The sequence below is a fragment of the uncultured Imperialibacter sp. genome (assembly GCF_963974565.1).
GTDB lineage: Bacteria > Bacteroidota > Bacteroidia > Cytophagales > Cyclobacteriaceae > Imperialibacter > Imperialibacter roseus.
Genome location: NZ_CAXBCJ010000010.1, coordinates 15751 through 38850 on the forward strand (window position 1 = coordinate 15751; position 23100 = coordinate 38850).

19 protein-coding genes are annotated in these 23100 nt (G+C 48.1%); 9 read left to right on the forward strand and 10 right to left on the reverse strand.

Annotated features, from left to right (window positions below; all coding sequences use genetic code 11):
• Positions 1 to 342: 342 nt before the first annotated feature.
• The 3 genes from AAC052_RS15195 to AAC052_RS15205 form a co-directional block, all read right to left on the reverse strand.
• The gene (locus AAC052_RS15195) at positions 343 to 1065 is read right to left on the reverse strand and encodes a hypothetical protein (RefSeq protein WP_339814292.1); all 723 of its coding nucleotides are present in this window, start codon (positions 1063 to 1065) and stop codon (positions 343 to 345) included.
• A 174-nt stretch (positions 1066 to 1239) separates the two neighbouring features.
• On the reverse strand, positions 1240 to 1383 hold the full coding sequence (locus AAC052_RS15200) for a hypothetical protein (RefSeq protein ID WP_339814294.1): 144 nt from the start codon (positions 1381 to 1383) through the stop codon (positions 1240 to 1242).
• A gap of 357 nt (positions 1384 to 1740) precedes the next feature.
• On the reverse strand, positions 1741 to 2457 hold the full coding sequence (locus AAC052_RS15205; protein ID WP_339814296.1) for a hypothetical protein: 717 nt from the start codon (positions 2455 to 2457) through the stop codon (positions 1741 to 1743).
• 532 nt (positions 2458 to 2989) lie between these two features.
• Between AAC052_RS15205 and AAC052_RS15210 the strand changes: the two genes are divergently transcribed.
• On the forward strand, positions 2990 to 3130 hold the full coding sequence (locus AAC052_RS15210) for a hypothetical protein (protein WP_339814298.1): 141 nt from the start codon (positions 2990 to 2992) through the stop codon (positions 3128 to 3130).
• Between the two features lie 69 nt (positions 3131 to 3199).
• Here the strand turns inward: AAC052_RS15210 and AAC052_RS15215 are convergent, their stop codons facing one another.
• The 3 genes from AAC052_RS15215 to AAC052_RS15225 form a co-directional block, all read right to left on the reverse strand.
• Positions 3200 to 3691 carry a DUF3368 domain-containing protein gene (locus AAC052_RS15215; protein ID WP_339814300.1) on the reverse strand — a complete coding sequence of 164 codons (492 nt, stop codon included), beginning with the start codon at positions 3689 to 3691 and terminating at the stop codon, positions 3200 to 3202.
• A gap of 3 nt (positions 3692 to 3694) precedes the next feature.
• Positions 3695 to 3961, reverse strand: coding sequence for a UPF0175 family protein (locus tag AAC052_RS15220; protein WP_339814301.1), 267 nt, complete (start codon positions 3959 to 3961; stop codon positions 3695 to 3697).
• A gap of 205 nt (positions 3962 to 4166) precedes the next feature.
• A complete protein-coding gene (locus tag AAC052_RS15225; protein WP_339814302.1) occupies positions 4167 to 5420 on the reverse strand; it encodes a DUF819 family protein in 1254 nt (417 codons plus the stop codon).
• Positions 5421 to 5459: 39 nt separating this feature from the next.
• Between AAC052_RS15225 and AAC052_RS15230 the strand changes: the two genes are divergently transcribed.
• Together AAC052_RS15230 and AAC052_RS15235 are read left to right on the forward strand one after the other, a co-directional pair.
• On the forward strand, positions 5460 to 5762 hold the full coding sequence (locus AAC052_RS15230) for a hypothetical protein (RefSeq protein ID WP_317487350.1): 303 nt from the start codon (positions 5460 to 5462) through the stop codon (positions 5760 to 5762).
• Entirely contained in the window at positions 5759 to 6094 is a 336-nt protein-coding gene (locus AAC052_RS15235; RefSeq protein ID WP_339814304.1) for a type II toxin-antitoxin system PemK/MazF family toxin, read from the forward strand. Before AAC052_RS15230 ends, AAC052_RS15235 begins: the two co-directional genes overlap by 4 nt.
• An 8-nt stretch (positions 6095 to 6102) precedes the next feature.
• On the opposite strand, the gene AAC052_RS15240 is transcribed toward AAC052_RS15235, so the two are convergent.
• Complete coding sequence (locus AAC052_RS15240) at positions 6103 to 6741, reverse strand: CoA pyrophosphatase (protein WP_339814307.1); 639 nt, start codon at positions 6739 to 6741, stop codon at positions 6103 to 6105.
• Positions 6742 to 6817: 76 nt separating this feature from the next.
• Between AAC052_RS15240 and AAC052_RS15245 the strand changes: the two genes are divergently transcribed.
• A complete protein-coding gene (locus AAC052_RS15245; protein WP_339814312.1) occupies positions 6818 to 7528 on the forward strand; it encodes a hypothetical protein in 711 nt (236 codons plus the stop codon).
• 7 nt (positions 7529 to 7535) lie between these two features.
• On the opposite strand, the gene AAC052_RS15250 is transcribed toward AAC052_RS15245, so the two are convergent.
• Complete coding sequence (locus AAC052_RS15250; protein ID WP_339814313.1) at positions 7536 to 8597, reverse strand: tetratricopeptide repeat protein; 1062 nt, start codon at positions 8595 to 8597, stop codon at positions 7536 to 7538.
• A 295-nt stretch (positions 8598 to 8892) separates the two neighbouring features.
• Between AAC052_RS15250 and ilvD the strand changes: the two genes are divergently transcribed.
• From ilvD to ilvA, 5 genes are all read left to right on the forward strand, one after another.
• The gene (gene ilvD / locus AAC052_RS15255) at positions 8893 to 10569 is read left to right on the forward strand and encodes a dihydroxy-acid dehydratase (RefSeq protein ID WP_339814315.1); all 1677 of its coding nucleotides are present in this window, start codon (positions 8893 to 8895) and stop codon (positions 10567 to 10569) included.
• A gap of 10 nt (positions 10570 to 10579) precedes the next feature.
• Complete coding sequence (gene ilvB / locus AAC052_RS15260) at positions 10580 to 12313, forward strand: biosynthetic-type acetolactate synthase large subunit (RefSeq protein ID WP_317487356.1); 1734 nt, start codon at positions 10580 to 10582, stop codon at positions 12311 to 12313.
• Between the two features lie 12 nt (positions 12314 to 12325).
• Positions 12326 to 12910 carry an acetolactate synthase small subunit gene (gene ilvN, locus AAC052_RS15265; RefSeq protein ID WP_151998407.1) on the forward strand — a complete coding sequence of 195 codons (585 nt, stop codon included), beginning with the start codon at positions 12326 to 12328 and terminating at the stop codon, positions 12908 to 12910.
• Positions 12911 to 12954: 44 nt separating this feature from the next.
• Positions 12955 to 13998 carry a ketol-acid reductoisomerase gene (gene ilvC, locus AAC052_RS15270; RefSeq protein ID WP_317487357.1) on the forward strand — a complete coding sequence of 348 codons (1044 nt, stop codon included), beginning with the start codon at positions 12955 to 12957 and terminating at the stop codon, positions 13996 to 13998.
• Between the two features lie 74 nt (positions 13999 to 14072).
• Positions 14073 to 15335: a threonine ammonia-lyase gene (ilvA, locus tag AAC052_RS15275; protein WP_339814317.1), complete on the forward strand. Its 1263-nt coding sequence runs from the start codon at positions 14073 to 14075 to the stop codon at positions 15333 to 15335.
• A gap of 67 nt (positions 15336 to 15402) precedes the next feature.
• Here ilvA and AAC052_RS15280 read toward each other — a convergent pair whose 3' ends face one another.
• Both AAC052_RS15280 and AAC052_RS15285 read right to left on the reverse strand, forming a co-directional pair.
• A complete protein-coding gene (locus AAC052_RS15280; protein WP_339814319.1) occupies positions 15403 to 18102 on the reverse strand; it encodes a T9SS type A sorting domain-containing protein in 2700 nt (899 codons plus the stop codon).
• Positions 18103 to 18124: 22 nt separating this feature from the next.
• Positions 18125 to 23062: a fibronectin type III domain-containing protein gene (locus tag AAC052_RS15285; RefSeq protein WP_339814321.1), complete on the reverse strand. Its 4938-nt coding sequence runs from the start codon at positions 23060 to 23062 to the stop codon at positions 18125 to 18127.
• Positions 23063 to 23100: the final 38 nt, after the last annotated feature.

Below are 23100 nucleotides of genomic sequence, written 5' to 3' on the forward strand. Positions count from 1 at the left end.
CAAATGCAGCGTGGGGATTGGTAAGAGTTACGGATCAATATGTATTTCTGGGGGATCGAATGTTTCGTTTGTGGCTAAATAAAAAAGCAAAACTGGTTCAATGCGTCTCGCCCGGCCGGGCTTCTCCAGTCGGACAGGCTTGAACCTTTTGCTTTTTTATGACCACTTGGGATATTGGGTTTAAAGGGCAATCCCCCCAGATTTTCCGCTTGATCCAGAGTTACCGCTGCCGTCCGTACTTAGCCACGCCGATGATAAAATTATACTTTGTGGCGGGGACTGCAATACCAACCGCCATTTCCTTACAGGTGAAGCCCCATGATGTCTTTGTGTTATGTGGCTTTATTCAATCTGCTTTTCGATTCGATGGATCAATTCGAGCACTGCCGATTCCTCTGGAGTTGCAGATGATCTCGATAGCACATGGTAACCAAAGCTTGTCCAGACTTCTGTCATGCGACCATATCCATCCTCAACAATTGTATTCTGATCTCTATTGGTTGGTCTCTCGTAAAAGGCTTTATCTACAAGTTCAAACATTGACCTCCAGTCAGTAACCGATATTACTTTCTTTATGACTGAGTAATCAAAAGGCTCATCCTCTATAACTAATGCCTTATGATAAACAGCTGAATCCGAAGAAGTCATGGTAAAATCACCAGAGTTAAACCTGTCCATTAAATCATTAAACTGTGCCAGTTCTCTCTTTCGGAGTTTACTTGGATCATAGTACGAGTTATCCAGTCCGACCTTGTTTCCAATCTTGGCTACCACGACAAATTCAGAATTTTGTCTCTGAATTTTCGCTAACGTCGGCGGACTGAAGGAAGGGATGGTAAGTATCCGAATGGTGCTGTCTGTTCCGCAGCAAAATAGTGGAGGCTCATCAAACGCTTTCAGATATAAGGTCTTGAAGTAGATATCTAGGGAGTCCGTGATGTCACGGTCGAAAAGCTTGTGTTGAAACTTTTGAACTGGAAGGTAGCTGGTGTCTAGCTCGAATTTTTGAGCAGGGGCTTCAATGAAAAAAGCAACCAGGATTAATATCGTTAAGACTGATCTCAAGGTACGGCTAGCAATGCCACATAACGCCTCGGTAAAATGAGTGTGGGAGTTTTATGCAGCTCCGCTTCCACTACATCTTAGCCACGCCGATGATAAAATTATAATTTGTGGCGGACATTCCAAGCCAACTGACCTTTGCCAACCTGTGAAGCCCACATTCATTTTACCGCTGTGTTAGAGTGCTCCCATCCACCACGGTTCGACCACGTTTTTGAACAGAATAACCACCAAAGCAATCACAAGCGCACCAATTTGGTAGTTCAGGTAGGATAGTCGGTTGTCGTGCAGCAGTTGGTTAAATGTCGAATGTCTGGACAAAAACAGCCATCTTGTTGCGGCTCCGATGACTCTAAGATTATAGAACATCAAGACAACTACCGTCAAACCGACAGCTGATTCTAGGGGGTTATCAATTATGTAGTTAATCCAGTCCAAACAGATTCATTATCCAGTTGCAGAAATGTCCGATGTCCGTCAAGATGCGTCCAGTTATTTCCGTCCAGCATTCACTCTAACGCCTAGCTATCGTGCGTGGGGTTGTTTTATGCACTTCGCTGCCCACCTGCACTTAGCCACGCCGATGATAAAATTAAAATATGTGGCGGACAATCCAAGCGAACTGCCGTTGCCTTACCACCGAGCCCCCCATGCATGATAGGTTTGTGTTGTGAGGCTTTATTTGCCCCATTTAAAAATTCTGTCGATGTCCTTTATTTCACCGCCAAAAGCTCCCATGTGCCCGTAGCTTTCCATATCGAATGTTCCAGCAATAAGTACGTATCCATTGTTCATTTTTTTCAGTTCATCCACTGAAATGATGTCAGAGAAGGATACCCAAAACGAATTCTCCAGGATGCTTCGTTTGAAATCTTCTTTATGGAGATAAATTGCGCTTCCTTCAAATTCAAGATTCAGATAGCCAACTACTTGAACTCTTCTATTATGGTACTTTTCCGGATTTGAGAGGAGTTGGATTATAGAAACCGTATAGTCATGAGCCGGGATTACGGTCGTCTTTATATGCAATCTATCTTCGACTAGACAGCCTGAATCTACTCCGCCATTTGGCTGGATTCCAATTCTCTTCACCGTCCAAGTTGACAAGCTCAAGTCGGGATAAACAATAATTGAGTCCTTGAGAAATTGTTCGTCATTCTCGAATTGGAGTTTTTGATCTACAATACGCCAGTTACCTGTTACTTCACCTCGGCACCCTCCAACACCGTAGTGATAGGTGAACCGATTTTGCTCATCAAGCTTCATAATAGAATAAGACTCGAAACCCTTTGGCTTGGATTCATAGATTCCAATCAGGCCGTCGACAGTACTCTGACCCAACACAGATATGCTTGAGAAGAAAATTAAAAGTAAGACGGTTGTTTGTTCCTTCATGCCTCACAACAATTATATAAACCCAACATCCTGGTTTATGCCTACAATATAGCCGGATATACCCAACCTACTCTTTATATACACCTTATATTTTAGATGATAAAGACTAAAAAGAAGCTAGCATCAAAAGAGATAGCAAAAAAAACAGGTGTCTCTCCTTACAAGTTTACTCATGGACTTCTCTATTTCGCTGAAAGCTTCGGCGAACCGCAGTGGAAGGCAATATCGTTGTTCGCTGAAGCCTGCGCAGCAATCCATTGAAGCCTCAATGGGAAACGGTCTCCAGTCTGGTAAGAAAAAATGTATTTTAGCGTTGAATTCAACACTTTTTGGAAGTATATTCGGCTACATTCAATAAGAATCAATCATGCAGAAGAAGCACCGAGTCCTGAAAATCGCTCTTTTTATCTTGCTGTTCAATCTACTGAATAGCAGCAGCAACCAATGGGACAACTTCAAAAGGGGTCTTTTGGGGCAACCAGAGGTGCCAACACAATCACTGAAGTAGTTTTCACTTTTCCCAATTGTTCCCATGAAAATCACCAAAAGAGATATTAAGTTTTTCATCGTTGGCTTGCTTACTATGTTAATGATAGAATCCATATACGACTGGGAAGCCACCAAACAAGCTGCAAAAGAAGGCTGGGAGGCTGGAATGAGCAGAGCAAGATAGCCACGATTTGTTTTAATATGTTTGGCGAGCTAGCCGTTGCAACTCCTCATCGACAATAGCTTGCTGCTGTCACCCGTCGCTAAGGGTATTTTCTCCAATTTCAGTCAGCACCGTATTCAGAAGCCTCTTTGAGAAAAACCTCCCTGAAGAAATCCATTTTTGAAAAATTGGTCGCAGTTCAACAATGCTTCCATTTAGCTTGGCCTGCATCAGTAGCCCAATGGATCCAATGCACTTTACATTCAGCGACTCAGCGATAGCCCTTGCCTTATTATCGCCGATGAGCAAAAAATCTGCTTTTAGTTCATCGTATAAAATGACAGACTCCGATTCTCCAAAATCCATCACCATTGACAGGTGATTCGTTGACTTTATTTTTATAACCCTCTTTTCAATGTCCTTTAAAACGCTGCGATCAAAGCCTGGATTGTCGTAGACCTGTAATTGCTGCCACACGGCTTCCGCAATGAAATAATCACCAAAAATGCTTTCAATTAAACCAAGCTGCCCAACATGCACAAGAGAAATGATGGCCCCGGTATCTGCCACAACTACTTTCACTGGCTACAGCTTTTTGATCGTCTCAAGATCTACCATCACTTGCTCAATACTTGGATTCGAGACAGGCAAATTGCTTTTAGCGAGAGATTTTTCAAACTCGTAACGAGTTAAGCCCGACAATTGAATAGCTTTTCCGATGGTCAACTTTCCTTCATGAAAAAGCATCATCGCCACGGCCACCTGAAAGTGATCTTTCAACTCCTCTTCTGATTCGTTCAACGCCAACATAATGTCAGAAGGAATTTCTACAGGTATCGTTACATTTTTCATGGCCGGGGTCTTTTTATTCAAAAATACGACCTTTATTTTAATATTACTGAAGAGCGCTCCGTCTACTGGGCTCAGAAATGTACCTCAAAATAGCTGCGAGGCCGTAACACCCACACATAGTTGGTTGGCTGCTTCGCCGTGCGTCCAGCCTTCTCTTCCCTTTGCGACTTAGCGCCTTTGCGTGCCAATAAAACTGGGCAAGAACCTAGGGTGCCACCGCCTGCATCATCAGCCCACACAAGTACGCTCCGTAAGTGCCTGCCGCATAGCCCAGCACAGCCAGCAGCACGCCCACCGGAGCCAGCGAGGGATTAAACGCTGAGGCCACAATGGGCGCTGAGGCGGCTCCACCCACATTGGCCTGGCTGCCCACCGCCACAAAGAAGAATGGCGCTTTGATCAGTTTGGCGACCACCAGCATGATGGTGATGTGGAACAATATCCAGACAAAGCCTACAAGAAATAGTCCCGGGTTTTCGAAAATGGCCAGCAGGTTCATTTCCATGCCAATAGTGGCTACAAGAATGTAAAGAAAGACGCTGCCAAGCCTTGAGGCTCCGGCTCCTTCAAGATTTCGTGCCTTGGTGAAGGACAGCAACAAACCCAGTGTAGTGGCAATCACCACTATCCAGAAGAAGCCGGAAGTAAGGCTGTACTCCTCCAGCCCAGGAAAGTTCTCCCCTATCCACGGCGCAATGATGTCGGCACCGAAGTGAGACAGGCCTGTCACCCCAAAACCTACGGCCAATATCATCAGTGTGTCCGACATGTTGGGCACCCGCATGATACTGAGGCGGTAAGTCTCTATTTTCTTTTTTACCTCTTCAATGGCTGAGGTGTCTGATTTAAGAAACTTGTCGATCTTTTCAGCTCTTCCTGTTCCATACAGCAGAAAAGCCAGCCACAGGTTGCCAATCAATATATCGACAGTCACCATGGTGGAAAACATCTCTCCTCCCACGCCAAACACTTCTCTCATGGCCGTTTGGTTCGCTCCACCGCCAATCCAGCTGCCTGCTATGGCCGTCATGCCTCTCCACACTTCCTGGCCAGGAGTGCCAGTCACCACATCAGGTGCAACAACTGAAAATAGCAGTATCGCCAGCGGCCCGCCAAGCATAATACCAACCGTGCCTGCAAAGAACATGATCAACGCCTTTGGCCCCAGCTTCATGATCTCTTTGAGGTCTACCGACACGGTGAGCAATACTAAACTAGCGGGAAGCAGGTAACGGGAAGCCACAAAGTACAGCTTGCTGTGAGCGCCCGATATGATGCCCATGGAATTGAGTATGGATGGAATGAAATAACAAAGGAGAACGGTAGGCACAATGGAGTAGAACTTCTGCCAGCCAGTGCGCTTGCTGGACGCCGTACCAAATACGGCTGCCAGTATCACAATGAGTATACCGAATACGACTGCGTCGTTGGTGATAAGAGGTGCGGTGGTTTCTTCCATTTTTAATTCTTTGGACGGCAATATGTTGAAATACACACAATGACACAACTCAGAAAAGAAGCCATTGCCAATTCCCGTTCTGCGCCAACTACCTGGATTTTTTCGTTTATTTACAAAAAAGAACAGGTCATGAACGAAATTGTCATTACTCCAAAAACCGACAAGGACACTACGTTTTTGGTCAAACTTCTTAGAAGCTTAAAAAATGTGGGCTCAATAGAGGTGAAACAAAAAGAAACAAAGCCCACATCAAAAGGGATGCTCTCCGTTTCCGAGGCATCTTTAGCCAAGGATTGGCTTAGTGAAGAAGACAACAGGTGGGATGAATTACTGAAAAAATGATCTCCGTAAGAAAAGGAGACATTGTAAGAATTGACTTTCCATTCTCTGACGGAATTGGAACTAAACCCCGCCCGGCACTAGTCATTTCAAATGAGGCAATTCATAAAACGGGGGATGTCTCGGTTGTGCAAATCAGCAGTAAAGAAAAAAGCGATTCATTAAGCTTACCCATCAATGACGCTGACCTGACGAAAGCCTTGCCTTTGAAGAGCTACATCAGGATACACAAAATTTTTGTCGTTGAGTCAGAAATGATCAGCGACGTTCTTTCCAGTCTTAATCCCGAAAAGTACAGAGTGGTGGCAGACCGAATCACCCAGTTGATCAGGTAACTATTCTGCTACCTTATATCCTCCAAAATTTGAAGCAACTCACCCAGCATCATGGCGGTAGCTCCCCATACTACCCTGTCTTCAACGGTAAAGAACGGCGACCTGATTTTTATGTTGGGGCCAACGATCATGTCCTTCACCGCAATTTCCTGTTTCATCAAGTTCCCTACGTCGGCTGATAATATTTGAGCTACTTCTTTTTCCTCTGGTACAAACTGCGGCGTTGAAAAGCTGATGCCGATGACCGGCAGCACCTTGAAGTTGCTGGCGGGGATATAAAGTTCGGACATGGTGCCGAGTACCGTAATTTCACTGGGGTTGGCTCCCACTTCTTCTTCAGCTTCTCTCAGTGCGGTATGCAGCAGGTCTCTGTCGCTCTTCTCATATTTTCCGCCGGGAAAGCTCACCTGACCACTATGCGCACCGGGGTATTCCGGCCGCTGAATCAGCGGAAAGTGAATACCTCCCGTTCCCGGATGAAACAGGATCAGCACTGCTCCAGCCTTCGCATCGGGTCTTTCTTTGAAGGCAAACCTCTCCTGGTTAATAGGCGTGGGCGACATCCGAATTTGTGCGTCGACACCCGGCAAAGGTGCCTTCAGCCTGTCCGACAACCTTGCCTGAAACTCTTCATTCAATTCCCACATACCCAAAGATAATCTATCATAGAATTTTGCTTTACAAGGAATTTGCTAAATTCGTTTGTCAACGTCAAACGATAAAATGGACCCCGACCTCCCGCTAAGGATTTATATCGTATTTTTTTTAACTACTTTTTCCCTTTTTCTGTTCCTCCTTTTTGCTATTGGGTTTAGCCGCCACTCCAAAAGAATTCGGCTCCAGTGGTTGACCGGTTTTACAATAGCTATTTGGTTGGCGATTACCGGCTATCTGGCCTACTCCGGTTTTTTCCAGGCTTACGAGGAAGTGCCTCCCAGAATGATTTTTGGCGTTCTCCCTCCTTTGATCACCGTCATCGGGCTGATAGCTTTTGGGGCTTCCAGGCGTTTTCTTTTCCGAATTCCGCTGTTCACACTCACCTACCTCCACATCATCCGGATCCCGGTTGAGATTGTGCTTTGGTGGCTGTACAAGCAGGGGCTGGTGCCTGAAATGGTGACCTTTGAGGGTGGTAACTGGGATATTTTATCCGGCATCACCGCTCCCTTCGTAGCTCACTTCCTGAACCCAGCCGTCGGCAGGCACCGGTTCGTGATCTTTATCTGGAACCTGGCGGCCTTAGGACTTTTGTTTAATGTGGTGATCAGAGGTGTGCTGTCGGCTCCCTACATAACACAGGTTTTCTCTTTTGACCAGCCCAATATTGGATTGCTTCAGTTTCCTTTTATCTGGCTGCCTGTTTTCATTGTGCCTGCCGTCTTGTTCAGCCACCTGATTGCCATGAACAAGCTGGTGAGGAAGTTGAAGAAGTAGTTATTGGTTAGCAGTTGTCAGTTATCAGTTTCAAGGCTTCGGGCGCTGGCCCGGCTGCGCTTAGCGCCTCACAGGCCTTTTCTTTTTCTCCCATCGCCAAATAAGCTTTTCCCAACCACAAGTGTAACTCAGTCATTTTACCATCTATCGACTCAGCTCGAATCAACAACCTCAGTGCCTCCTCATAGTTACCAACTTTATAGTGGTAAATCCCCTTGTTTCTATAGGCCCACGCATTCTGCGGATCCCGCAGCAAGCTGGCGTCAATATCCTCCACCGCCTTTTCCAAACTATCGAGCTGTAAGTAAACATATCCCCGGTTGTTCAGAAAGTAGGCCTCGTTGGGTGAAATGTCAATAGCTTTATTAATCAGGTCAAGACCCTTGGCATTGTTGCCCTTCGCTGACGCTACCATCGCCAGGGTGTTCCACGCATTGCCCTCCTCAGAGTGAGACAGGAGCCCTTGTTCCAAATCCGATTGCGCCGAATCGAGCTTGTTTAAATAATACCTGACGGTGCCCCGGTTGATATAGGCCTCACCATTGCTGTTGTCCCTCATCAACGACTCCGTGAAGGCGGCTTCTGCCTGCTGGTACTCTTTGAACTGAAAATGAATGACTCCTTCCGAGAAATAAACCCTGGCCGAATCAGGGAAGGCCTTTCTTACTACAGTGATGTCGTTGATGGCCTTGTCGTACCGGTTGGCACCGGCATAGGCCTCAGCCCTGTTCCATACATAGGAGAGGTTTTCAGCATCAATGAGAATAGCCTGATTGAAATCGAGCAAGGCAGAAGCGGCGTCTCCCCTTTTCATGTGCGCAATGCCTCTGTTATTGAACGCATCGGCATAGTCGTTGTCCAGTGCCAGCGCTTCAGTGTAAAGCCGGATGGCCTCCTTATTGTCGTTCCCCTTCAGTGCCTCATTGCCCAACAGAAAGAACCTGTCTCTGTCGTTTTTCTTCCTTTCCGCACCACACGACGTGATAAAAGCGATCAAGGCAATGAGAATGCCAAATTTTAATAATTTATCAAAAAAACTTCCTGAAAATGTAAATTTTATAATGTTCATTCTTTTAAGCACCTCCTATTTTGAAATATATTGTGAAAAAAACCAAACTAACAATGGGCTAAGCCCGCTGCCGAAAAACAAAATTCTTCTTTTTTGTTGCCAGATAAAATTTTCTGCCATAGGTTTGTGGCACAAGTAACAGAAAGAAAAGATTTATGTTATCCTCGCTTATCATTAACGTCCGTGTCATTGTCGTCATCGTTGGATGTCGGTCGTGAGAATGGAGCGTTAAAACTAAGCACAAAAAGGGCCATTCTCATTACAGAGAATGGCCCTTTTTTAATTGTTTCAGCTCATGTCAAAAGAATTAAACAAACACAGCAAGACAATCACCCAGGATCCGAGTCAGCCGGGCTCTCAGGCGCAGCTTTACGCCCTTGGACTTACGGAGGAAGACCTGAAAAAAGCGCAGGTGGGTATCGTGAGCACTGGCTTTGAGGGCAACCCCTGCAACATGCACCTCAATATTCTGGCCCACCAGGTAAAGAAAAGCGTAAAAGAAGCCGACCTTGTAGGGCTCATCTTCAATACAATAGGTGTGAGTGACGGCATGTCCAATGGAACAACTGGCATGAAGTACTCGCTGATCTCCCGGGATGTTATAGCAGATTCGATAGAGGTAGTTAGCCAGGCTCAGTTTTACGACGCTCTGGTGGCGGTGGTAGGCTGCGACAAAAATATGCCGGGTGCCATTATGGGCATGTCCCGACTGAACAGACCAAGCATCATGGTTTACGGAGGCTCGGTTCGCCCCGGGAAATGGAAGGGCGAAGACTTAAACATCGTCTCAGCATTTGAGGCTTATGGTCAGCGTCTCGGCGGCAATATGTCAGACGAGGACTACAAAGGCATTATTCAAAACTCTATTCCCGGCCCTGGTGCCTGTGGCGGTATGTACACAGCCAACACCATGGCATCGGCTATCGAGGCAATGGGTATGAGCCTACCTTATAGTTCATCCAACCCTGCCGAAGGCAACCCAAAGGTAAACGAGATTCAAAAAGTGGGTGCGGCTATTCGTAACCTGATGGAAAAGAATATTCTTCCGTCAGATATCATGACAAAGAAGGCATTCGAAAATGCTATCACCACCGTTATGGTGTTGGGCGGGTCTACGAATGCAGTGCTTCACCTGCTGGCCATGGCCAAAGCAGCAGACGTGGAGCTCTCACTTGACGACTTCCAAAGGATCAGTGACAAGACACCATTCCTCGCCGACCTGAAACCGAGTGGGAAATACCTGATGGAAGACCTCCACAAGATAGGCGGCGTGCCAGGTGTGTTGAAAATACTTTTGAGAGAAGGTTACCTCCATGGCGACTGTATGACCGTAACAGGAAAGACACTTGCCGAGAACCTGGAAGAAATAGCAGATCTTCAATCGGGACAGGATCTTATCTATTCTTTTGATAAGCCCATTAAAAAGACCGGGCACCTGCAGATTTTGTATGGCAACCTGGCACCCGAAGGCGCTGTGGCAAAAATTACCGGTAAAGAAGGTGAAGTTTTCGAAGGACCTGCAAGAATCTATGAAGACGAGTTTGCTGCCATCGACGGTATTGGTAAAGAAGTAAAAAAAGGTGAGGTAATCGTTATTCGTCAGTCGGGACCAAAAGGAGCACCCGGCATGCCCGAGATGCTCAAACCTACGGGTGCCGTAATGGGTGCCGGGCTCGGAAAAGACGTGGCGCTGATCACCGATGGTAGGTTCTCAGGTGGCTCTCATGGCTTTGTGGTGGGACACATCACTCCTGAATCGCAGGAAGGCGGGCCTTTGGCACTGATCAAAAACGGAGACATTATCCGCATTGACGCAACGAATAATCTGCTGGAAGTGAAACTTTCGGACGAAGAGTTGGCAGCGAGAAGAAAGTCATGGGTAAAACCTGCTTACAAAGCCACGAAAGGAATATTGAAGAAATATATTAACTCAGTAAGCTCAGCCTCACAAGGCTGTGTTACAGACCTTTAATGAACGTAGTATGAACACCTCGACATTAGCGGTTGAAAAAAAGCAACCCAAAAAGACCATCAGAGTATCAGGTTCAGAAGCATTGCTTATGTGCCTGCTCGAAGAGGGCGTTGACTCCATTTTCGGATATCCCGGAGGAGCCATTATGCCGATCTACGATGCTTTGTATGGCTACCAAGACAAGCTCACCCATTACCTGACCCGCCATGAGCAGGGAGCTGCCCATGCCGCCCAGGGTTATGCCAGGGTCACTGGCAGAACGGGTGTCTGTTTCGCTACTTCCGGGCCCGGAGCTACCAATCTGATTACCGGCATTGCCGATGCTCAGATTGACTCAACCCCTATGGTCTGTATCACCGGTCAGGTTCCTTCCCATTTGCTGGGAACTGATGCTTTTCAGGAAACCGATGTGATTGGCATTTCTATGCCTGTAACAAAATGGAATTATCAGGTAACCAAAGCCGAGGAAATACCGGGGGCTATTGCCCGGGCATTTTATATTGCCAACACTGGCAGGCCCGGCCCTGTGTTGATCGATATTACCAAAGATGCACAGTTTGCGATGGTGGACTTCTCTTACGAAAAGTGCACCAAAATCCGCAGCTATCATCCCTATCCTGTATTGGATGAAAGCAAGGTGGAAGAAGCCGCTGAAATCATCAACAATGCGAAGAAGCCATTCTGCCTTGTTGGCCATGGTGTTTTGATTTCACACGCACAGGAAGCGCTTAGCGAATTCCTGATCAAAGGTGATATCCCGGCTGCATCAACTCTTCTGGGACTTTCGGCACTTTCTACGGATCATCCGCAGTACGTTGGATACCTGGGCATGCATGGCAATTATGGCCCCAACATCAAAACCAATGAGTGTGATGTGCTGATTGCGATCGGTATGCGGTTCGACGACCGGGTAACAGGCGACTTGAAAAAATATGCACGGCAAGCCAAAGTGATTCATATTGAAATCGACCCTTCAGAGATTGATAAAAATGTGAAGACCACCGTGGCCATCAATGCTGATGCAAAAGCGGCCATCAAATCATTGATTCCGAAGATCAAAAAGGCAGAGCACAAAAGCTGGATTGCGGAATTCAAAGAATGCGACAAATTGGAGCATGAAAAAGTCATCCAAAAGGATCTTTACCCAACAAGCGGCGAAGTGAAAATGGGTGAAGTAATCAGGCTTTTCAACGAAAAAACAAAGGGAAAGGCGATTTTGGTTACTGACGTTGGGCAGCACCAGATGGTCGCCACCAGGTACTATGGCTTCAACGAAACCGACAGCAACGTAACATCGGGCGGATTGGGCACCATGGGATTTTGTCTTCCGGCCGCTATCGGCGCCAAGCTTGGCAAACCAGACAGGCCGGTGATTGCCGTGATTGGTGACGGGGGCTTCCAGATGACCATCCAGGAACTGGGCACCATCTTCCAGTACAATATTGGCGTGAAAATCGTGGTACTCAACAACAACTTCCTTGGCATGGTGCGCCAGTGGCAGCAGTTGTTCCATGGCAAGCGGTACTCATCTACTGAAATGGTGAACCCTAATTTTCAGCTGATTGCTGAAGGCTATGGCATTCCATGTCAAAAAGTAGTAGACAGAGGCGACCTTTCAGCTGCTATCGACAAAATGCTGAGCACCGATGGCCCGTACTTTCTGGAGGTAGTAGTGGAGCAGGAAGAAAACGTGTTCCCTATGGTTCCTTCTGGTGATTCAGTTTCAAACATTCGTTTAGAGTAAAAGAGCAGTATTATGTCACAGTCATTATATAACGAACAAAACGGGCAGGATCCTGAAAGACTCTTCACCATGTCAGTCCTGACAGAAGACAAATCGGGACTCCTCAACCATATTACCATCATATTTTCCCGCCGGAAGATCAATATCAGCAGCCTGAACGTCTCAACGACAGAGGTAGCTGGTGTGAGCCGCTTCACCATAGTGGTGCATAGCACCAGGGAGCAGGCAGAGAAAGTAGTAAAACAGATCAGAAAGCTGGTCGACGTGCTTGGCGCATTCCTGTACGAAGAAGATCAGGTGCATTATCAGGAAATTGCCCTGTACAAAGTACCCACCAAGATTTTCATGGGAGGTAACAAAATTGAAAAACTGGTCAGAGACAACGGAGCACGAATACTTGTCATAGAAGAAGACTATATTGTGCTCGAAAAAACAGGCCACAAAGACGAAACGTCTGACCTGTTCAAGAAGCTGGAACCCTATGGTGTTCTGGAGTTTGTGAGGTCGGGCCGTGTGGCTATCTCGATGAGCAAAAGAAAAACCGAAACCTTTATCAAGGAATTGGAAGAAATAAAAACCAACCTATTGTTACAATAGCGGTCATAATGTAAATCCTAATTTTAATAAGAAAACACAAGAAAATGGCAAAGATCAACTTTGGAGGCGTAGAAGAGGAAGTAGTAACCAGAGAAGAATTTCCTTTAGAAAAAGCCAGAGAAGTCCTTAAAAACGAAACCATAGCCGTACTGGGATATGGAGTACAAGGTCCTGGACAGGCACTCAACCTGAGAGACAATGGTTTCAACGTTATCGTTGGCCAGCGTAAAGATTCGAAAACATGGGACAAAGCGGTGAAAGACGGCTGGGTACCTGGCAAGACACTATTTGAATTGGAAGAGGCCTGCGAAAAAGGCACCATCCTTCAGTTCTTACTTTCTGATGCCGGACAAATTGCGCTTTGGCCAACAGTGAAAAAGCATCTGAAAAAAGGCAAGACTTTATATTTTTCTCATGGCTTCGGCATCACTTACAAGGAGCAGACTGGCATTGTTCCAGACGCCGACATTGATGTGATCCTTGTAGCACCTAAAGGATCGGGCACCAGCCTTCGCCGTCTGTTCCTTGAAGGAAAAGGCTTGAACTCCAGCTTTGCTGTTCATCAGAACGCATCTGGCAAAGCAAGAGAAAACGCTATTGCCCTTGGTATTGGCGTAGGATCAGGCTACCTGTTCGAAACTGATTTCAGAAAAGAAGTATTCTCCGACCTTACCGGTGAAAGAGGCACGCTTATGGGCGCTTTGGCTGGCATTTTGGAGGCACAGTATACGCTGCTTCGCAAAAAAGGACACTCACCATCAGAATCTTTCAATGAGACAGTGGAAGAACTGACTGAGTCTCTTATCAAGCTGGTAGCCGAAAACGGTATGGACTGGATGTACGCCAACTGCTCTACGACTGCTCAACGTGGTGCACTTGACTGGAAAAACAGGTTCCGTGACGCCGTAGCTCCTGTGTTCGACGATTTGTATGAAAGCGTAGCAACAGGCAACGAAGCCCGCATTACTATTGAGGCCAATCGTCAGCCAGACTACCGTGCGAAGCTGGAAGTAGAGCTAGCTGAACTCCACAATTCAGAAATGTGGCAGGCAGGCGCTCAGGTGCGCAAGCTCCGCCCTAAACAGTAAATAGTAAATGGTAATCAGTAATCAGGTGACACCGATTACTGATTACCGATTACTTGATGCATTTACCTCCCCCAATGTCCTCCACACAATCTCCCCTCGTTGCCGCAGACAAAATCCTGCAGGCCAAAATCACGCTCAAAGACGTTGTCCCTCCCACCCCGCTGCAATTCAATCAGCAGCTTTCTGAAAAATGTGGTGCCAGGATTTACCTGAAGCGGGAAGACCTTAACATCGTTCGTTCTTATAAGATAAGAGGGGCCTTCAACAAAATTGCTTCGCTGTCGGATCAGCAAAGAGCCAACGGTATCTTCTGTGCCAGCGCTGGCAATCATGCACAAGGCGTTGCTTATGCGTGCTTCCATCAGAAGATCCATGGCAAGATTTACATGCCCACTCCCACGACCAGTCAGAAGATCGACAGGGTTCGGATGTTCGGAAAAGAGTTCGTTGAAGTAATTTTGATCGGCGACACGTTTGACGACGCCAATTCCCGGGCCGTTAAAGACTGTGAAGCCGCTGGCGGCACCTTTGTTCCTCCCTTTGATGACGAAAAAGTAATAGAAGGCCAGGGCACAGTGGCGGTGGAAATACTGGACGAAATTTCCGAACCCATCGACTACCTGCTCGTTCCCATTGGCGGCGGCGGACTTTCCGCCGGTGTGGGAAGCTATTTCAAAGCATTGAGCCCCAAGACAAAAATCATTGGCGTGGAGCCCCTGGGTGCCCCGGCCATGAAAAAGTCGCTGGAAGCAGGACAAGTAGTGACACTGGAAAGTATAGACAAGTTTGTGGATGGCGCCGCTGTGCAAAGCGTGGGTAAGCTTAACCTGGAAATCTGCAAAGAAGTGCTCAGCGATGTGGTGCTGGTGCCCGAAGGTAAGGTGTGTACCGCCCTGCTGGAGCTTTACAACAACGAAGGCATCATTGTGGAACCAGCAGGTGCATTAACCACGGCAGCACTCGACTTAGTAGCTGGTCAAATCAAAGGAAAAACCGTCGTTGCCATAGTCAGTGGTGGCAATAACGATATCATCCGGATGGCAGAGATCAAAGAACGGTCAATGCTGTACGAAGGGTTGAGGCACTATTTTATCGTGAAATTTCCACAGCGGGCCGGTGCCCTTAAAGAATTCCTTGTCAATGTGTTGGGGCCGAATGATGACATCATACTTTTCGAGTACACCAAAAAGACAGCCCGTGAAAACGGCCCGGCCATGATCGGAATAGAGCTAAAAGATCGGAACGACTTCCAAAGCCTGCTCGATAGAATGAAGGCCTATAACATCAACTACCAACTGCTCAACAACAAGCCCGAGCTGTTTGGGATGCTGGTTTGACAAAGAACATTTTGCTTGTGAAACAAAAAAAAGGCCCGAACCCGGGCCTTTGCGTTGTTGCAGAAATCTATTGTTTAATGAACCTAAAGTCTTTTCGAACTTTGCTGTCGAATACCCGCAAATAATAAATGCCAGCAGGTAATTCGGCCAATTCAATTGTATTCTCATTAGCCTTCAGCTGTAGTTCCTTTACCATGCTTCCGGAAACATTCGATATTTGCACCGTTTTTACCGAACTGAATACTTCGTCCAGTGACTTCAGCGAAATCCGTTCTGTCGCAGGGTTAGGATAAACGATGATATTGCTGAGATAAGCCTGGTTAATACCCGTTATCGTCACATTCACTTCCGCCGAGGTACTGGTACATCCACCCACATCCACCATCACTTTAAATACGCCACTCTCCTGATTGGGAAGGGTATTTCCTTCGGTAGGCAATTCCTGTCCATCTCTGAACCAGGTGTAAGTAGCGCCGGTTACCAAAGCGGTTGATAAGCTTTTTCCTTTAGAAGCGACAGTAATCACTGGCAAGGCAGGGTTAACACAAATCGACTGGGTAGCAGCGGTGGCGGCGTTGTAATTGCCATTGCCAGGCTGGCTGGCCGAAATTGTTAGTGGACCGGCACCCAGCAGGGTTACGGTATTACCTTCAAGGCTTGCGTCACCTTCGACAGAAAAAGTGATTGGCAACCCACTGGACGACGAAGCCTCAAGGGTAAGGGTGCCCCCCTCCAGGTTCACATCTTGCAGCGCTGTAAAGCTAATCGTTTGACTCGCCTTGGCTACTTGTACCGTGGCCGACGCATCGGCTGCAGTGTAGCCATCATTTCCTGCCTGCACTGCATCTATAATAATTTCGCCAGCCCCGGTTATGGTCACCACATTTTCCGAAATAGTAGCGGGGCCGGTGACCGAAAGCGCTACGGCCAGTCCGGCGCTGGACGTGGCGGTTACTTCGAAAGCAGCATCGCCAAATGTCTTATTATCTATCGCAGCAATTGTAACCGTTTGGGATAACTTATCAATTGATCCGTCGCAGTTGTTGTCCTTGCCATCAGGCAAAGCAGGAGCGCTTGGATAAACGTCCTTGTCAGTGTCGTTGCAGTCTGTGGCGTCAGCAACAAATCCTTCCGGCTTACTACATGATTTTGACGTGGTAGCTGCATCACCAAATCCATCTCCATCGGCATCTTTGTACCACACTGTATTGGGATTAACATCCGCCCTGGTGTCGTCGCAATCGCCTGTCACGAGCACATATCCCTCAGGTTTTGTGCACTGTGTCTTTTTATCGGTTTCCAATCCGAACCCATCACCATCGGCATCAGCGTACCAAACAGTTGTCGGGTTAATAGCTTCCTGACTGTCGTCGCAGTCACCTGCTGTTAGGATGTATCCTGCTGGCTGAGCACATTGGGTCTTCGTCACACCTTCGTCTCCATAACCATCCCCGTCGGCGTCGGCATACCAAACAGTTGTTGGTTTGATAGTTTCTTTGGTATCGTCACAGTCGTCAGCATTCGCCACATACCCAGCAGGGGCAGCACATTGTGTAAGGCTAACGGCTGAATTGCCGTAGCCATCGCCATCGCTGTCCTGGTACCAAACGGTGGTTGGTTTGATGTTAGCATCAGTATCGTTACAGTCGCCACTTACCCGCACATAACCGGTGGGCTGCGTACACTGCGTTTTTGTGTCTGTATCTGTGCCATAGCCGTCACCATCGGTATCGGCATACCAAACTGTAGCTGGATTGATAGTGCCGTCGCTGTCGTCACAATCTCCGTCGCACTTCTTGTAGCCATCACCATCCGCATCTGAGTCAGCAACCAGAATATTGCTGTTCTGCGCCACTTCCTGTCCGTCGTCGCAGCCATCGTCGTCGGTGTCGGCCAGGTTCGGATCGGACTCATAATCGTTCACTTCTTCTCCATCTTCGAGGCTGTCCTCATCAGTGTCCTTTACCAGTGGGTCAGTACCATAAACATTCACTTCATCACCGTCGCTGAGGCCATCACCATCGGTATCGGATAGCAAAGGGTCGGTGCTATAAGTGATTAGTTCCTCATAATCATTTAACCCATCATTATCGCTATCCGAAAGCGTGGGATCAGTACCGTATGTAATGACTTCGTCATAGTCACTAATTTCGTCTCCATCTGAATCGGTAAGCGTCGGGTCACTGCCATATGTATTTACTTCATCGCCATCCTCCAGACCGTCATCGTCAGAATCCTTCAGCGTCGGGTCGGAACCATACACGTTCACTTCATCGCCATCTTCAAGGCCGTCATCATCGGAGTCTTTGAGGGTAGGGTCACTGCCATAGGAATTGATTTCGTCATAATCACTGAGGCCGTCATCGTCAGAATCTGAAAGTGTCGGGTCGGTACCGTAGGTGTTCACCTCCTCAAAATCATTCAGGCCATCGCCGTCGGAATCTGATAGAGTAGGATCAGAACCGTAAGTATTTATTTCCTCGCCATCTTCCAACCCATCATCATCTGTGTCCTTCAAAGTTGGGTCAGAGCCGTAAAGATTTACCTCATCTCCGTCATTCAACCCATCGTCATCGGTGTCGGCAAGGTTAGGATCAGTGTTGTATACATTGATCTCATCATCATCCGTCAGCCCATCCCCATCAGTGTCGGTGGTTACATAACTTTCCAGGGTAATCTCATTGCCTGCGGATGTGGCCAAAAAGGGAATCAGCAGCAGCAAAAAGGCAAGAGTACTCCATATCTTTGGTTTGTATATCGAACTCATCGTAGTAGTAGTTTGGGTTAGATTAGTGGGTCAGAATGATTCTCCTGCTAATTTCCAGTCCTTTTCCATTCGAAAGCTTAAAGACATAGATGCCAGAAGGTCGATCCCTCCCCTGCCAGACAAACTCAGCCTGCTCTTCTCCTTCGAGCCACCCTTCAAACAGGTGTTGTACCTCCTGCCCGGCAAGGTTAAACACCGACAAAGAGAAGTAGTCACTTTGCGGTGGTATAAGCCGGAAAAACACCTGATCAGGTGATGGATTTGGATAAATCACCAATTCAAAGGCTGCCAGAACTTCTTCAAGTCCCATGGCTATCTCAGTATCATCTTCTTCAGCTACCCTGGCACCTGGTTCGGCAATGGTTTGGAAAGTAGACACTGACGAGAACTGGCTGCGCAACGAATTATCACCTGAGCAAATTGTGCGCACTTTCCACTGGTAGGTGGTCAGCGAAGTCAGTCCTGACAGGCTTATCGATGCAGTGGCTGAAGTTGCCGCCGTCCAGATAATGTCGCCCTGCTTGCGGTACAAAACTTCATAGCTCAGGGCACCGCTGGCAGCACCCCACGATAAATCGGCGGTGGTCTGCTCGGTGGCGCCGACCGTTAAACCGGTTGGAACCGCACATGCCGTGGCACCAGTAGTGCTAAACTCCATTATGGAAGAATACGGGGACACCAGACTGTTGTCCGGAGCACAAAGTGTTCTCACCCTTACCTGGTATGGCATACCCGACGACAAGCCAGACAGGCTTACCGAAGCGGTACCTGCAAGCACCTGCGTCCAAATGGTAGTACCTTTTACTCGATAACGGACGTCATATTGATCTACGCCCGCAGCAACAGTCCAGGTAACCTGAGCGCCCGTGTCGGTGATGGCCGACGCTGCGAGGCCGGTTGGCGATTCACATGACACTGTGCCGGTGGTAGTGAAAAATTCCACACCGGAGTACAACGATTTTAGCGAGCCATTGGCCGCACAAACAGAACGCACCTGGAATTGATAATTGGTGCCGGTTTGGAGCGAGCCGAGGCTGATGGCATTCGTGCCAACATTCAAGTTTGTCCAGATGGTGGAGCCACTCACCCTGAACCGGACGTCATAACTCAAGGAGCCAAGGTTAGCCCAGGTTATCTCTGCATCTGTATCAGCAGCACTAACGTTAAAACCGGACGGTACATCGCAACTTGGTAAGCCATCGGTGGTGAACTCTGCCGGCACAGAGTATACCGACGACAGCACAGGGTTGGTGCTACAGTTTGATTTCACAGAGAACTGATAAGGCATGCCTGGCTCGAGCCCTGTAAGATTGTAACTATTTGTTCCGGTTGTAACGAGCGTCCACAAACTGGTTCCCTTCACCCGATACCTCAACCCATAACCACTGGCCGCTTCTGCCACAGTGGTCCATGAAACCGTGGCCGAGCTGGACGTAATATTGGAAGCAGCAAGGTTAACAGGAATCTCACAGCTGACGGACCCAGAGGTTTCGAATGAAACCAATGAGCTAAACAGGCTCTGAACACTTCCATCTACGGCACAAATTGCCTTGACCTGCACCTGATAAGGCATGCCTGACTCAAGGCCGGTGAGGACGTAGGAAGGACTGACGATCGGAACCATCGTCCATATGGGTGTCCCAGCGATTCGGTAGCGAATTTGGTAGGATGTCGCACCGACATCGCTCCAGATCAGGCTGGCCGACTGATCGGTTATAGCTGATACTGAGAGGCTGGTCGGCACTTCACATGAAACAACTCCTGTCGTTTCAAAAAACGCTGTGGAAGCAAAAGGCGAAGCAAGGGTACCCTCCGCATTGCAAATGGTTCTTACGGTCCACATATAGGGCATTCCACTTACAAGTGAACTGATGTTCAAGGAATTAGTTGCGGTGGTTTGATAGTTCCATGTGGTAGTTCCCTCCAACCTGTAGCGTACCTGATAGCTGAAAGCGCCGCCCTGAGCCGCCCACGTCAAACTCGCATCGGTTGTGCCTGGAGTAGCTGCCAAACCTGCAGGAGAGGTACATGCAGCCGCACCCTGGGTGGTGAAGATGTAGGTGGTTGAATAAACAGACACAAACGTACCATCAAGGGTACAAACCGATCTGGCCTGGACCTGGTAGGAAGTACCCCCGCTAAGCCCTGTCAATTGCTTGCTGTTTGCTGGGCTCTGTACATAATTCCAAACAGTAGTGCCCTGTACACGGTAACGAATGTCGTAGGCGACGGCTCCCGTGCTGGCGGTCCAGCTTAAATCTGCGGTATTGGTAGTCACTGTAGCACTCAACCCAATCGGAGTCACACAACTTGGTGTACCGGTGGTAGTAAACTGATTGACAGTTGTGTAGACTGAACTCAGCCCTACACTCGAATTACAGACAGCCTTAAGCATGTACACATAGTCAGTACCTGGCTCCAGGTCAGTCAGATCAATGCTGGCTGTAGCTGTGCCGACGGTCGTCCAAATAGCTGTACCATTGGGCTTGTACCTGATTTCGTATGACTCAGCCGATTGGTCTGTCCAGGAAACTGTAGCAGACGAAGCAGTTATGCCCGAAACCGACATGCCCGCTGGCACCGGGCAACTTACAGCTCCCGAAGTAGTAAACTCATATACGGATGAATACAGGGTCTGAACAGCCGCACAAACTCCTCTTACCTGTATCTGATACGCCATACCAGCCTGCAGGCCTGTGAGACTCGCACTCGCAGAAACAAGCCCTGTAGTGGTGGTCCAGATAGTAGTTCCTTTTAGCCTGTAACGAACATCGTAGGTCACAGCCCCCGTATTATTCCATGTAATGTCCTGCTCAGTATCACTGATGCTCACATCGCTCGCTATCACAGGCACTTCACAAGCAGGTGTACCCAATGTGGTGAACGATTCCACATCCGTATAAGCCGACGTCAGCACCTCAGACCCAGTACATGTCATGTTCACTTGAACAAGGTACTGCACACCAGGCTCAAGAGCAGTAAGTTGAAGGGAGGTTCCCCCTTGAATTACCTCTTCCCATGTGAGCGTACCCAGTGGTTTGTAACGGATTTTATAAGTGAGCGCATCTCCGGCAGGGTACTGAGCTATATTCCAGCTTAAGTCAGCTGTGGTGGAAGTAACATTCGAAACAGTGAACGATACGGGCGTATCACATATTTCCTGATACTTGTATTTGCCAACAAACATCGATGTTCCCGTGCCAGCCTGCAACGTGCTAAGCTGGCCAAACTCAGCAGCTCCCAAAAAGCGGCCGGTGGCGTAGAGGTTGTTCTCAAAAACTGAAACAGCACGATTCGACACCAGATAATTAGACTTACCTTCCACCTTGTCTACCCGAAGGACTGCTCCAGAGGCATCGTAGTGAGCAAAGAATCCAAAACCGTTACTCAAAGTCTCAGCCGACGGTGGGAATAACATTTGATCAATCCCCATAAAACCACTGACGACGATCTGCCCGGAGCTGCCTGTCGCCATGGCCAAAACGCCATCGCTTCCTGCACCGCCCATTGAACGCACCCACTGAGTGGCACCATCAACCGATGCTACCGCCAGAAGGAACCCTTCCCGGCCTCCTGAGCTGGAAGCCGCCCCGGAAGGCACAGATAAACTTGCACCATCGAAGAAGCCACCGACATATACAATGCTGCCGCTCGTGGCTACGGCGTATGCCTGATCAGCCTGATCTGTCGATGCGTGTTTGACCCATAGTGGATCCCCGGAATTATTGAATTTTGAATAGAAGATGTCGCTTAGTCCGGTCGATGACAATGATGTGCCACCAATTGTGGGCGATGCTGAGAAGCTACCGACCACGTACACATTCCCCTGCGTGTCTACGGCGAGGTCGTTGCCCGTAACGCCAGCATCTGCTGACACGGGTTTGGTACGCACAAAATTTCCATTGGGTGATATTGTCACCAGATGAAGGCCAGCATTGAGAGCGCTACCTCCAAAAGTACCGTTTGTGCTAGCTGAACTGTATAGCAGGTGGATATTTCCGCTACCATCAAAAGCATGTGAGGTGATGAGGTCGTCGAGCGAGCCTCCCAAAGCTTTCGCCCAGATCAACTGCCCATCGGCATCCATTTTCAGCAAGAATCCGTCATTGCTACCCAGAGCGTTGAAGGTTGGACCGTTGGGAATGGTAAGCGCTCCGCTAAAATAACCACTGACGTACAACACGCCATTAGCATCAACCTTTACCTCCTCCACCGATGCATTACCAGTGGACAATAGTTGTCGGCCCCACACGATATTTCCGTCCGCATCATATTTGATGACAAAGCCATCGCTGCCTCCTGCCACTACCCAGCTTTCTACACCTACATACAAGTCGGCCTCAACACGCCCCCCAACATAGGTATTGCCATTGTTGTCGTTGGCAACGGTGCGGCCATAAGAGGGTGAATAAAGGCTGCTTGCCCAGGCCCACCGGTTGTCAAGCGTGCCGGAGAATGTGGCAGCACCATCATACACATAATCCGACTCTTCACTGGCTCCCACAGCTTTCAGCCTGTAAAAGTAGTAGGTGTCTGGAGTGAGGCCAGTATTAGTGTATTCAGTGCCATTGGCACCGACAGGAATGCCAACTAAATCAGTCGTGAAATCATCCGAAGTTGATCTTTCCAGCGCATAGTGAGTTTCATTGCTTGCGTTGTCAATCCAGCTAATGTAAAGTGACGTCTCACTCAAAGGCAATACCAGAAAGTCGGATGGTGCCTGGGGAAAAGCGTCATTGGTAATGGTATGAATAAAGCCAATATTCATTTGATAGTTGCCACCTGAAGCACCACCCGCTACAGACTGGCCTGCTACCCCAAAATGCTGGATATTGGTGCCAGTTGAACTGCCACCGCCAATCGACGTTGTTTGGCTCGTCTGCACCAGCTGGGCCTGTGCTCCCTCGTAAAGGAGAACAGTGCACGCCAGCAGTAAATAATATCTTAAGTTTCGTTTCATAGTCATTCAGTTTTTAAGTCCAACTTGATTGAGTGGAT

Bases quoted from the DNA above. Each gene is read 5' to 3' on its own strand.
- AAC052_RS15280 (WP_339814319.1), bottom strand. From the start codon at position 18,102: ATGAGTTCGATATACAAACCAAAGATATGGAGTACTCTTGCCTTTTTG.
- ilvC (WP_317487357.1), top strand. From the start codon at position 12,955: ATGGCAAAGATCAACTTTGGAGGCGTAGAAGAGGAAGTAGTAACCAGA.
- ilvD (WP_339814315.1), top strand. From the start codon at position 8,893: ATGTCAAAAGAATTAAACAAACACAGCAAGACAATCACCCAGGATCCG.
- AAC052_RS15240 (WP_339814307.1), bottom strand. From the start codon at position 6,741: ATGTGGGAATTGAATGAAGAGTTTCAGGCAAGGTTGTCGGACAGGCTG.
- ilvB (WP_317487356.1), top strand. From the start codon at position 10,580: ATGAACACCTCGACATTAGCGGTTGAAAAAAAGCAACCCAAAAAGACC.
- AAC052_RS15230 (WP_317487350.1), top strand. From the start codon at position 5,460: ATGACACAACTCAGAAAAGAAGCCATTGCCAATTCCCGTTCTGCGCCA.
- AAC052_RS15210 (WP_339814298.1), top strand. From the start codon at position 2,990: ATGAAAATCACCAAAAGAGATATTAAGTTTTTCATCGTTGGCTTGCTT.
- AAC052_RS15205 (WP_339814296.1), bottom strand. From the start codon at position 2,457: ATGAAGGAACAAACAACCGTCTTACTTTTAATTTTCTTCTCAAGCATA.
- ilvN (WP_151998407.1), top strand. From the start codon at position 12,326: ATGTCACAGTCATTATATAACGAACAAAACGGGCAGGATCCTGAAAGA.
- ilvA (WP_339814317.1), top strand. From the start codon at position 14,073: ATGTCCTCCACACAATCTCCCCTCGTTGCCGCAGACAAAATCCTGCAG.
- AAC052_RS15225 (WP_339814302.1), bottom strand. From the start codon at position 5,420: ATGGAAGAAACCACCGCACCTCTTATCACCAACGACGCAGTCGTATTC.
- AAC052_RS15250 (WP_339814313.1), bottom strand. From the start codon at position 8,597: ATGAACATTATAAAATTTACATTTTCAGGAAGTTTTTTTGATAAATTA.
- AAC052_RS15235 (WP_339814304.1), top strand. From the start codon at position 5,759: ATGATCTCCGTAAGAAAAGGAGACATTGTAAGAATTGACTTTCCATTC.
- AAC052_RS15245 (WP_339814312.1), top strand. From the start codon at position 6,818: ATGGACCCCGACCTCCCGCTAAGGATTTATATCGTATTTTTTTTAACT.
- AAC052_RS15285 (WP_339814321.1), bottom strand. From the start codon at position 23,062: ATGAAACGAAACTTAAGATATTATTTACTGCTGGCGTGCACTGTTCTC.
- AAC052_RS15220 (WP_339814301.1), bottom strand. From the start codon at position 3,961: ATGAAAAATGTAACGATACCTGTAGAAATTCCTTCTGACATTATGTTG.